Annotated in this window: 8 protein-coding genes; 2 read left to right on the top strand and 6 right to left on the bottom strand. The window is 68.6% G+C overall.

What is annotated here, in order from left to right; translation table 11 throughout:
- The first annotated feature begins 58 nt into the window (after positions 1-58).
- Together V3391_RS00640 and V3391_RS00635 are read left to right on the top strand one after the other, a co-directional pair.
- On the top strand, positions 59-1090 hold the full coding sequence (locus V3391_RS00640) for a quinone oxidoreductase family protein (RefSeq protein WP_332076490.1): 1032 nt from the start codon (positions 59-61) through the stop codon (positions 1088-1090).
- A 101-nt stretch (positions 1091-1191) separates the two neighbouring features.
- Positions 1192-3024 carry an ABC transporter ATP-binding protein gene (locus V3391_RS00635; RefSeq protein ID WP_332076489.1) on the top strand — a complete coding sequence of 611 codons (1833 nt, stop codon included), beginning with the start codon at positions 1192-1194 and terminating at the stop codon, positions 3022-3024.
- Positions 3025-3449: 425 nt separating this feature from the next.
- Here V3391_RS00635 and V3391_RS00630 read toward each other — a convergent pair whose 3' ends face one another.
- The 6 genes from V3391_RS00630 to V3391_RS00605 all read right to left on the bottom strand — a co-directional run bounded on the left by V3391_RS00630 (position 3450) and on the right by V3391_RS00605 (position 11517).
- Positions 3450-4718 (bottom strand): COG3904 family protein, encoded by a 1269-nt coding sequence (locus tag V3391_RS00630; protein ID WP_332076488.1) that lies wholly within the window; start codon positions 4716-4718, stop codon positions 3450-3452.
- A 147-nt stretch (positions 4719-4865) separates the two neighbouring features.
- Positions 4866-5864: an alpha/beta fold hydrolase gene (locus V3391_RS00625; protein ID WP_332076487.1), complete on the bottom strand. Its 999-nt coding sequence runs from the start codon at positions 5862-5864 to the stop codon at positions 4866-4868.
- Between the two features lie 102 nt (positions 5865-5966).
- A complete protein-coding gene (locus tag V3391_RS00620) occupies positions 5967-6641 on the bottom strand; it encodes an SAM-dependent methyltransferase (protein WP_332076486.1) in 675 nt (224 codons plus the stop codon).
- Complete coding sequence (locus tag V3391_RS00615) at positions 6638-7972, bottom strand: APC family permease (protein ID WP_332076485.1); 1335 nt, start codon at positions 7970-7972, stop codon at positions 6638-6640. Before V3391_RS00615 ends, V3391_RS00620 begins: the two co-directional genes overlap by 4 nt.
- Positions 7973-8155: 183 nt before the next feature.
- Entirely contained in the window at positions 8156-9091 is a 936-nt protein-coding gene (locus V3391_RS00610) for a ribonuclease H-like domain-containing protein (RefSeq protein ID WP_332076484.1), read from the bottom strand.
- Positions 9088-11517: a DEAD/DEAH box helicase gene (locus V3391_RS00605; RefSeq protein WP_425497179.1), complete on the bottom strand. Its 2430-nt coding sequence runs from the start codon at positions 11515-11517 to the stop codon at positions 9088-9090. The genes V3391_RS00610 and V3391_RS00605 overlap by 4 nt, the downstream gene beginning before the upstream one ends.
- Positions 11518-11643: the final 126 nt, after the last annotated feature.

Genomic DNA, 11643 nt, shown 5'->3' with positions numbered 1-11643 from the left:
CAACATTGGTTGAGGTCATAGCCTGCGCGCCATTCCTCCTGCTGTCCACGGCCGCCCGATGACCTTCGACGATTGCACGCCGCTTCCCGTGCCCGGTTCCGACGATGCCGGCATTCCGGACGGGATCGACGACGAGACCATGCTCGCCCTCGCGTTCGAACGCTTCGGCGGGCCCGAGGTGCTGTCGCTGGTCGAACGTCCGATTCCCCTGCCCGGCCCCGGCCAGGCCCTGGTGCGCGTGCTGTCGGCGGGCTTCGGTCCCTGGGACGTGCTGGAGCGTGAAGGCGCGCTGGCGCCGTTCGCTGCCGGCGCGCCGGTGTTTCCGTACGTGCCCGGCGCGGAGGGTGCGGGCACGGTGGTGGACGTCGGCGCCGGCGTGCAGCGTCTGCGCGAGGGCGACCGGGTCTGCGGCCTGCTGCCGCTGCGCAGTCCCAAGCACGGCTTCCATGCGCAGTTCGTCGTCGTCGATGTGGACCATCTGTGGCCGGTGCCGCCGCGTCTGACCCTGCCGCAGGCGGCCGCGCTGCCGGTGGATGGCGGCCTGGCGATGCACGCGGTCGCGGTCGCGCTGGCACTCGGCCCCGGCGATACCGCACTGGTGTTCGGCGCCAGCGGCGGCATCGGTCACATGGCACTGCAGTTCGCGCGTCAGCGCGGCGCGCGCGTGCTGGCGGTCGCATCCGGCGCCGACGGTGTGGCGCTGGCCGAACGCCTCGGCGCCGACATGGCCATCGACGGTCGGCGCCACGCGCTGGCACCGGCCCTGCGGATCTTCGCGCCGGACGGCTTGGATGCCGCGCTGTTGACGGCGCAGACGCCCGATGCGGGCGTGATCGTCGATGCGCTTCGCTCCGGCGGGCGTATCGCCTGGCCGCGCGGCGTCACGGCGCCTCCGGCGCGCGACGACGTCGCCGCGTCGACATTCGGCGCCGGCGCGGGTGCGCGCCAGGTGCATGCGGCCTGCCGCGCCGCGACGCGCGGGCCGTTCCATCTGCACATCGACGCGCGTTTTCCGCTGGCCGATGCCGCTGACGCCGCCCGCGCGATCGCGCGTCACCATCTGGGCCGCATCGTGCTCGACGTGCCCTGACCGCACGCAGCGTTCGGCCTGCGTCGCGCCATCGGCGACCGCCATCGCCGACAATAGACCGCCTGTCCCGCGCGCCCCGTCGCGCCGCCCCTGGATTGCCCATGCTCCGCTGGTTCGAAAACCGCATCGATCCCTTCCCGCCGTCGATTCCGACGCAGCCGCCGACCACGCTGTTCGCGTTCTGCATGCACTACGTGCGCGGCAGCGGCCGCTGGCTGCTGCTGATGGCGGCGTTCACCGCGCTGATCGCGGTGGCCGAGGTCGTGCTCTATGCCTACGTCGGCTCGCTGGTCGACCGGCTGACCTCGCACACGCCCGCCACGTTCATGGCAGCCGAAGGCGGGCGCCTGGCGTTGATGGCGGTGCTGGTGCTGATCGGCCTGCCGCTGCTGACCTGGTTCAACGCGATGGTCATCCACCAGACCCTGCTCGGGAATTTCCCGATGCGGATCCGCTGGAACGTGCACCGTTACCTGCTGCGGCAGTCGATGAGCTACTTCCAGGAGGAGTTCGCCGGCCGCATCGCCACCAAGCTGATGCAGACCTCGCTGGCCGTGCGCGAGACGGTGATCAAGCTGCTCGACGTCGGCAACTACGTGATCGTCTATTTCACCGGCGCGATCATCGTCGCCGCCGCGGCCGACTGGCGGATGATGCTGCCCTTCGTCGGCTGGCTGCTGCTCTACGCCGCGCTGATGTGGCGCTTCGTGCCGCGGCTGAGCCGGATCTCGGAACGCCAGGCCGACGCGCGCTCGGTGATGACCGGGCGCATCGTCGACAGTTACACCAACATCGCGACGGTCAAGCTGTTCTCGCATTCTCAGCGCGAACAGGCGTACGCGCGCGAAGCGATGGACGGCTTCCTGCACACCGTGCACGGGCAGATGCGGCTGGTGACGATCGTCAACGCCGCGAACTACATGCTCAACATGCTGCTGGTCGGATCGGTCACCGGGCTCGGCCTGTGGCTGTGGCAGCAGGGCGCGATCAGCACCGGCGCGATCGCCGTCGCCATCGCGCTGGCGCTGCGCATGCTGGGCATGTCGCAGTGGATCATGTGGGAACTGTCGGCGCTGTTCGAGAACATCGGCACCGTGCGCGACGGCATCAACTCGATCTCGCTGGCGCCGACCGTCGAGGACGCCGACGATGCCAAGCCGCTGGCGAAGATCGCCGGCGACATCCGCTTCGAGCACGTGGATTTCCACTACGGCCAGAACGACCGCAGCGTCATCGAGGGTCTGGACCTGCACGTGCGGCCCGGCGAGAAGATCGGTCTCGTCGGCCGTTCCGGCGCCGGCAAGTCGACGCTGGTCAACCTGCTGCTGCGCTTCTACGACCGCGAGGCCGGCACGATCCGCATCGACGGCACCGACATCGCGACAATCGAACAGGATTCGCTGCGCGCGCAGATCGGCATGGTCACGCAGGACACCTCGCTGCTGCACCGCTCGGTCCGCGAGAACATCCTCTACGGCCGCCCGGATGCGAGCGAAGCCGAGATGATCGAAGCCGCCAAGCGGGCCGAGGCGCACGACTTCATCCTGACGCTGAGCGACGCCAAGGGCCGCACCGGCTACGACGCGCACGTAGGCGAGCGCGGCGTCAAACTCTCCGGCGGCCAGCGCCAGCGCATCGCCATTGCCCGCGTGCTGCTGAAGAACGCACCGATCCTGGTGCTGGACGAAGCCACGTCCGCGCTGGACTCGGAAGCCGAGGCCGCGATCCAGGAAAACCTCTACCGCCTGATGCAGGGCAAGACGGTCATCGCGATCGCGCATCGCCTGTCGACGATCGCGGCCATGGACCGCCTGATCGTCATGGACCGCGGGCGCATCGTCGAACAAGGCACGCACGAGGTGCTGGTCGCCGGCGATGGCGTGTATGCGCAGCTGTGGAAGCGGCAGTCGGGCGGGTTTCTGGCGGAGGGGTGAGGCGTCGCGATTGCGCTTGCCGGCGTACAGCGCGAACGGTTCCGAGTACAGGATCCGAGTCTTGAACTAGAGCCCCCCTCCCTCTGGGGTGAGATGGCACGCTTGCGAGCCGCTGGCTCGCGTGCCGACGAACGCCATCGCGGCAACGCGAGGGCCGGGGCGCGGAGCGGGGGTTGGGGTGAGGGCGAAGGGTCGCAAATCTACGGCGCTCGAGAACAAGCACCGCTTTTCAGAGATAGTTTGAGAGCCCTGCCCTCACCCGACGCGCTGCGCGCGTCGACCTCTCCCGAAGGAAGAGGTGCTCATTCATGGCGGGCGGCTAGACACTGAGATTGCAGGCTTCGAGCAATTCTTTGCGGCAGATACCGCTCCTGTAGCTCCGAGCCACAGCAACGCCTGCCCAGCACGAAATCCCTAAGCGCCAATTACGGAACCGGCGCCTCCGCCTCTTCATCCGCCGCCGCATCGCCCTCGTCCGCAGGCTCGCTCGCAGCCCGCGATTCGGCAGAGACGGCCGCGGGTGCAGGCGCCGGTGTCGCACGCGCCGGCGTCGTGGGACGTGCAGCGGGTCGCGGCTCGCCAACCGGCACGCCGAGGATGCGCAAACGACTGGCATTGCCGGCCGCGGCGGTCAGCGCGCCGACCAGATCGAATTCCGACAACGGGCTCTCGGTCGGGCACTGCTCGTCCGGGAAACCAAACTTGCCACGCAGTTCGAGGCCGCAGTTCGCCATCTGCTCGACATCGCGATCCGGCGCGTTGCAGGTGGTGTCGAACGCGCGTGCATACGCGTCACGGCGGGCGACGAAATCCTGACCGCACTTGCGCATCAGGCGCAGGCGATCGAGATCGTCCTGGGCCGGGTTCACGCCGTCGAGGCCGTAGAGCTTGAGTTCGTCCGGGGTGAGGATGCGCAGGCTGCGGTTGGGCACGGCCATCATCAGGTCGGCTACCGCAACCGCGGCGCCGTTGCGCTCGAGGTAGTCACGCACGCGGCCGTAGACCGCGCGCAGCTCGCGGTTGAGCTCGGCGCGGGTGGAGGCCGTGGAGCTCATACGGATGATGCGGTGGATGCCGACGCGTCCGCCGATCAGGCGGGTGTCGCCGCCGGCGAGCAGGAACACGCAGGAGCTGTGGCAGACCGCGCCCTCGCGCACCCAGATCGTCCAACGCGTCTCGGCGATCACGTCGCCGGCGCGGATGGCCTCTTCGACCATGCCGCCGCTGGAGTCGATGTCGAGCACGCGCTTGTTGATCGACAGTTCGTCGGCCACGACCGCCAGCCGCTTCATCAGACGGGTGAAGTCTTCGGTCACCCGGCCCTTGAAGCGCAGCCGGAACACGCCGCGCTCGGCGCAGTCCGCCATCGCCTCGCGCAGCGCGTCGTGGTCGAATGCGGTCAACGGCGTGCCGTCGCCGGCATTGGCGTAGTCGAGCTCGCAGCTGATCGAGGCCGTGCCCGCGGGCAGCGTCATCGGCGACCAGTCCACGCCGCCGGTGTCGGGCTCGGCCACCGGCACGGCCGGCACTGCGTCGACATCGACCGGCGCGCTGCTGACCGCGCCCCCCTCTTCCGGGCTCGCGACCTCGACCGTTTCGACCGGCGGCGCGGTGTCCTCCGCAGTGCGCTGGCAGGCCGCCAGTGCAATGCAGGCGGTCAACAACAGCGGCAGTGGCAGGCGCCGGATCGGCATCGGAAGACAGGTCCTGTGGGCGGGCACGCGCGGCGCGCGACGATGCCCGACAGTCTAGGGGGTGCGCCCCGCGCCGGACGAATGCGGAATGAATGTCCACCCCATCGCGGCGCGTGTCGCGTCACGCCTCGTCGACAGACGCGCGCCTCAGCGCGGCGTCAGCCCACGCAGCAGCGCAGCGTGGAATTCGTCCGGCGCCTCGACCTGCGGCGAATGGCCGAGCGCGGGAAACTCGACGAGTTGCGTGTCGGGAATCGCATCGGCGGCCCGACGGCCCAGCGCCGGGTAGTCGCCCAGCCGCGCCGCGACGTCCGCCGGCGCGCGGTTGGCGCCCGGCGCGGTGCGGTCCTTGCCGCCGATCATCAGCAACGTGGGCACGCGCAGCTTCGGAAACTCGTGGACCACCGGCTGGGTGAACACCATCTCCGAGGTCTGCGCCTGGTTCCAGGCGACGATCTCGCGATCGGGCCCCGCGTACATGCCGGCCAGCATATCGACCCAGCGGTCGTAGCGCGGCGCCCACTGGCCGTCGTAATAGAACTTCAGCTGGTAGGCCTTGATGCTGTCGAAGGTGGTCTTGCGCTCGCCCTCGACCATCGTGTCGATGCTCGCGTACGGCACGCCTTCGGCCTGCCAGTCCTCGAGCCCGATCGGGTTGACCAGCACCAGTTGCTCGACCGCGTCGGGATACTGCAGCGCGTAGCGCGTCGCCAGCATGCCGCCCATCGAATGCCCGATCAGCACGACGCGTTCGACGCCCAGTGAGTCGAGCAGGTCATGCGTGTTCGCGGCCAGCTGCGCGAACGAGAACTGGTAACCGCGCGGCTTGGTCGATCCGCAGAAGCCGATCTGGTCCGGCGCGATCACCCGCCAGCCGGCCTCGACCAGCACGGTGATCGTGTCATCCCAGGTCGGCCCGCAGAAATTCTTGCCGTGCAGCAGCACCGCCGTGCGGCCGTTGCCCGCGCGTTCGGGCCGCACGTCCATGTAGGCCATCGACAGCGACTGCCCCTGCGACGTGAGCGCGTGCGCCTGACGCGGATGCGGATAGTCGAAGCCCTGCAGTTCACCGCCATACGGCGACGCGGACACGGAGGCAGCCGAAAGTGCGGCGAGCGACAGGACGAGCGGAGCGATGCGGGTCATGGCGGGGTGTTCTCTTGCGGGGCGACGATGATGCCATCGCGCCGTCGGCGGACGACCGGCGGCGCGCGTGCTCGAAACCTGTTCGACGCAGTGAGACAGGTCTCAGCGCTCGGGCACGGTCCACAGATAGATGCGCGTGCCGTCGACTTCCTGGGTCTGCTCGGGTTCCCACTGGTCGGCCATGTCGAATGCATGGCTGACGATGCGCGTGCCGGGCTTGAGTTCGGCCAGCAGCTTGGGCCGCAGCTTCACGTTGAGGCTCTGCAGCAGATACAGCGTGACCACGCTGGCCTCGCTGATGTCTTCCTCGAACAGGTCCGCTTCCTTGAACGTCACCAGATCGGTCACGCCGGCCGTCTGAGCGTTCGCATTCGCTTCGCGCACGCGCACCGGATTGATGTCGATGCCGACGCTGCGCACGCCGAAGCGCTGCGCGGCGGCGATCGGGATGCGGCCGTCACCCGAACCCAGGTCGTAGAGCACATCGCCCGCCTTGACGCCGGCCAGGTTGAGCATCGCGTCGACCACCGGCTCGGGCGTCGGCACGTAGATGACATCCGGTTCGCGCGACGGCGGCGGCGCGCCCTCGGCGTGCGGCGAGTCGGGACCGATCTCGGCGGTCACGGCGTCCGTGGTGTGCATCGCGGGGTCTTCGCCGGTCGCCGCGCTGGTCGCAGCACCGTTCGCCGGCTCGTAGGCGTTGACCGCCTTGTCGGCACAGGCCAGCAGGAAGGGCGTGCAGATGGCGAGTGCGATCAGGGTCTTCTTCGACTTCATGGCGGCGTTTCCTCGGAATGCAGGGTCGGTTTGAACAGCAACAGCAGCAGGCCGCCAACCGCGAGCACGACGACGCCGACGAGCGCCCCGCGTCCGGTGTAGGCCAGGCTGGAATACAGCAGGTAGGCGCTGGTCGTACAGAACAGCAGCGGCAGCACCGGATACAGCGGCACGCGGAACGGGCGCGGCAGATCGGGATCGCGCCGGCGCAGCACGAACAGCGCAACGCCGACGAGCAGGAAGAACAGCCAGAACACCGGCGCGGTGTATTCCACCGCAACCTCGAAGCCATCGCGCGCGAACGCGCCGAGACCGACCAGCGCGAGCGCGAGCACGCCCTGGGTCATGATCGCGGCGCGCGGCGTGCCGCTGCGCGCATCCCAGCGACCGATGAATCCGAGCGCCGGAAAATCGCGACCGACCGCGTACACGCTGCGTGCGCCGGTGATCAGTGTCGCGTTGGCCGACGTCAGTGCCGCGGCCACGACGATCACGCTCATCAGCACCGCACCGGTCGGTCCGAATACGCGCCCCATCACCTCTGCAGCAACGGCGTTGTGCTCGGCCATGCCGCCAAGGCCCAGCACTTTCAGGTAGGCGAGATTCACCAGCACGTAGAGCGACGCGACGGCGATCAGGCTCAGGATCAGCACGCGCGGCATCCACTTCTTCGCGTCGCGAACTTCGGAGGTCACGTAGACGGCTTCGTTCCAGCCGCCATAGGTCAGCAGCACGAACACCAGGATCAGACCGATGGCGCTGTCGCCGCCGCTGCCGGGAACCGGCGCGATGTCGGTCGGCGCGAACATCAGGCCGGCCACGACGATGACCAGCACGCCGATGATCTCGGCGATCGTCAGCCAGGTCTGCACCGCCGCGCCCTGGCGCGTGCCGATCCAGTTGACGATCGTCAGCAGGACCACCGCGTTCGCGGCGTAGAACGCGGACGACCACGGCCCCAGATCGAACAGTTGCCCCATGTAGTCGCCGACGATGAAGCACAGCAGCGCGATCGAGCCGGTCTGGATCACCGACACGCGCGCCCAGGCGAACAGGAAGGCGGGGCGTGGCCCGTAGGCACGACGCAGATAGGTGTAGTCGCCGCCGGCCTGCGGATACGTGGTCGCGAGTTCGGCGTAGCACAGCGCGCCGACGATCGACAGGAGGCCGCCGACGACCCAGGCCGCGAGCATCACGAATTCGCTGCCGGAGGCACCGGCGATCAATGACGGGGTCCGGAAAATGCCGGCCCCGACGACGATGCCGATGGTGATCGCGAACGCATCGCGCGCACGAAGCGTGGCGCGCGGTGGCACAGGGTCGGCCGTCACTGGCCGGCGTTCGCGTAGGTCCATGGGGCTCCAGAGTGGCGCGGACTGCTCGCCGGTGGATGGCGATTCGGAACTGCTGGGCCGCCCGATTCAAACATCGTCGCGATTCAGGTGATGTGAACGCGATGCGACGGACTGTCTGCATGCGACTTGGTGTCGCTGCGCGACACGCATGCATCAGGCTCAGTCGAAGCCGCTCTCCGCGATCGCGAGGTCCACATCGTCGGGCACCACCACCGAATCGATGACCGCCTCGTCGCACATCGCTTCCAGCACGCCGAACAGGCTGCGCAGGTCCTGCGCGTTGTGCAGGCCCACACGCCGCAGCTTGTCCGCGCTGCCACCGCGCAGATAGTCCAGCCACGCCGCAGGCGCTTCGCTGCCGGGCAGATCGTCCTCGCGCAGCACGCCGAGCAGTTCGCGCTCGACCGTCGCCAGCTTGCAGTTCACCCACACGCCGCGATAGCGACGCCGCACCGGATGCAGCAGATCGACATGACGCAGCTCGATCAGCGGATCACGCAGCCGCGCGAGGCGATAGCGCGTGGTCAGCAGCGGGCGGTCGTAGCTGCGGCCGTTGTAGCTGACCAGCACCGTCGACGGCCGCAGCCATTTCGAGAACGTCTTGAGCATCTCGCGCTCGGCGCCCAGCGTGGTGATGCACAGCTGGCGGATGCGCATGCGTCCATCGATGAAATCGGCGGCGCCGATCATGAAGGCACGCGTGCCTGTACCGCCGGCGAGTCCGGTGGTCTCGGTGTCGAAGGCCAGCAGATCCGATCGTTGTGCCGGCTCGTGGCGGATGTCGTAGAGCGCGAGTTCGGCGTCCTCACGTGGCCACGGTGCGGTCTGTTCGAGATAACGCAGGCCGGGCGCGATCTCCTCGCCGGGCAGCGCGCGATCGATCGGTCCTGTCGGGCGCGCGGCCGGCGTCGGTATGCGCAGCTTCATCAGCTTGCGCAGCTGCGCGACGACCTCTTCCGGCGAGCGCGCACCGTCGGCGCGCGGCCACTGCGCGCGCGGCGCGGTAGTCGGCATCGGTGGCGTCGGGGTCACCGACGGCAATGCGGTGCCGGCCTGGCTGCGCAGCAGGCCGAGGCGTTTGGCGAGTGCACTCATGCCGGCAGCTGTGGCGTTTCGACGAGCAGTTCGATCACCCGCGCCGCCAGCTGGCGCGGCGTACGTTCGGCATCTTCTTCGGACGCGAGGATCGGACCGACACAGGCCGGACAGCCGGCGCGGCAACTGCAACTGCCGATCAGGACGGCCGCCTGGGCGAGCAGTTCGTCGCGCCGCTCGTACAGCGGCGACGACAGACCCACACCGCCCGGATAGTTGTCGTAGAGATACAGCGTCGGCGTGAACCGGCCGATGCCTTCTAAGTCCAGCGCCGCGCCGTCGCCATCGCGCAGTTGCCCGCGGCCGCGCTGGTCGGCGGTCGCGAACCAGGTGCCATCACCACTGCCCACCGCCTTCTGCAGATCGCGGCTCTCGGCCATCACCGCGACCTGCGCGACCAGATGCATTGCATACGACGCACCGAGGAAGCCATCCAGCGCTTCGTGGCGTGCATCGAACGCACGATCCAGTGCCTGCTGCGGCAGCTGCCACCACACTGCACTCGTATGCAACTCTTGGTCGGGCAGGTTGACCGGTCCGTAACCGATGTTCTCGTGGGTGTGGAAGCGGATCTTCTTGTAGCCCGACACGCGCCGTACCACGTGCACCTCGCCGAGGTGCGCACTGCCCTGCCCCGCGTCGGCCTGCTCCTCGTCGTCCAGAACTTTCAGCTTCGTGTAGTCGATCGCATCGGTGTAGTAGTCCACGTTCGTCCGCGTGACATAGGCTTTGCGGCCTTCCCAGTCGAGCCGTTCGACCTGGAAGGGCTCGGACTGGATCATGTGGATCGCGCCTTCGTACAGCGTGAGCGCGGCGGCCGAGTAGTCGACCTCGGCGATGATCGTCTGGCGGCCATCGGTGCGGTCGACGACGACGAAGTTGCCATCGGCGACCGAACGCAGGTTCACCGCCTGCGCCGGATAGCTGTCGGCGATCCACTCCCAGCGATCGCCCTCGTGGTGCAGCACGCCGGATTCGGCCAGCACTTCGAGCCACGGCAGCGGCGCGACCGGACCGAACATGTCGCCGTCGATGAAGGGCAGCTCGAACGCGGCGCAGCGGATGTGGTCGAGCAGGATCAGCGGCTGGTCGGGCTCGATGCGCGCGTGCTCGGGATTGGCATCGGCGAAGAACTCCGGATGCCGCACCACGTACTGGTCCATCGGCTCGGAACTCGCGACCAGCACGCCGACCGACGGCTGCTGACGGCGACCGGCGCGGCCGAAGCGCTGCCACGTCGCCGAAATGCTGCCCGGATAGCCGTTGAGCACCACGACATCGAGACTGCCGATGTCGACGCCGAGTTCCAGCGCCGAGGTACTGACGATGCCGTCGATGTGACCCGCGCGCATCTCGCGCTCGGCCGCGCGGCGCTCGGTCGGTAGATAGCCGCCACGGTAGGCGCGGATGCGCTTGGGCTTGCGCGGGTCGTGGTCGAACACTTCCTTGAGGTACTTGGTCAGCACCTCGACCATCAGCCGTGTCTGGCAGAACACCAGCGTCTTGAGCCCCGCGCGGATCGCCATGCGCGCAATGCGGTTGGACTGCGAACGCGCCGATGCGCGCAGTCCGAGATCGGGATTGATCACCGGGGGATTCCACAGCAGCACATGCTTGTCGCCGCGCGGCGCGCCCGATTCGAGGATCGATTCCAGCGCGGCGTCGTCCACTTCCACCAGCGCGCGGCCGTGCTCGCGCGCATTGCCGATCGTTGCCGAGCACAGGATGAACTGCGGGGTCACGCCATAGAACGCGCAGACGCGCTTGAGCCGGCGGATCACGTTGGCGACGTGCGAGCCGAACACGCCGCGATAGGTATGGATCTCGTCGATCACCACATAGCGCAGGTTCTCGAAGAACTGCGCCCACTTCGTGTGATGCGGCAGGATCGCCTGGTGCAGCATGTCCGGATTGCTGACCACGATGTCGCCGTTGATGCGGATCGCCTGGCGCGCATCGCCGGGTGTGTCGCCGTCGAAGGTCGCTGCGCGCAGGCCGAGTTCGCCGGCCGCGTTGATCTCCAGAAGTTCCGCTACCTGGTCCTGCGCCAGCGCCTTGGTCGGGAACAGGTACAGCGCCTTGCTGCGCGCGGTGATCGCCGCCGACAGCACCGGCAGCGTGTAGCACAGCGATTTGCCCGAGGCGGTCGGCGTGGCCACGACGAGATGGCGGCCCGCCTGCGTGGCGGTCCAGGCTTCCGCCTGATGACGATACAGCCGGTCGATGCCTCGGCTGCGCAGCGCGCGCGCAAGGGCTTCGGGCACATCGTCGGGCAAGGGCGCGTAGTCGCCGGCCTGTCCCGGCAGCAGCAAGGTACCGGTCACGCGGCCGGGATACTTCGCCGCCAGCTTCGTCGCCAGTGCGCTGCCGGAGACGGCGTCGCCTGTGGTCGCCAGTGCCTGGACAGGTTTGAGGATCGCGTTCACTGCCTGCTCCGGCGCGTTCGATGACGGGGCGCAAGCGTGGCCGCCGCGCGTCTCACCGGGCGAGACTGCAGGCGCACACGCGGCAAACGCCTGCTTCACGGCCGGGGGACTTCGCGTCGCCCAGCA

The organism is Luteimonas flava (genome assembly GCF_036584485.1).
Classification (GTDB): Bacteria; Pseudomonadota; Gammaproteobacteria; order Xanthomonadales; family Xanthomonadaceae; genus Luteimonas; species Luteimonas flava.
The sequence above is the reverse complement of the archived record's forward strand: the minus strand, read 5'-3'. Positions and strand labels throughout refer to the sequence as shown.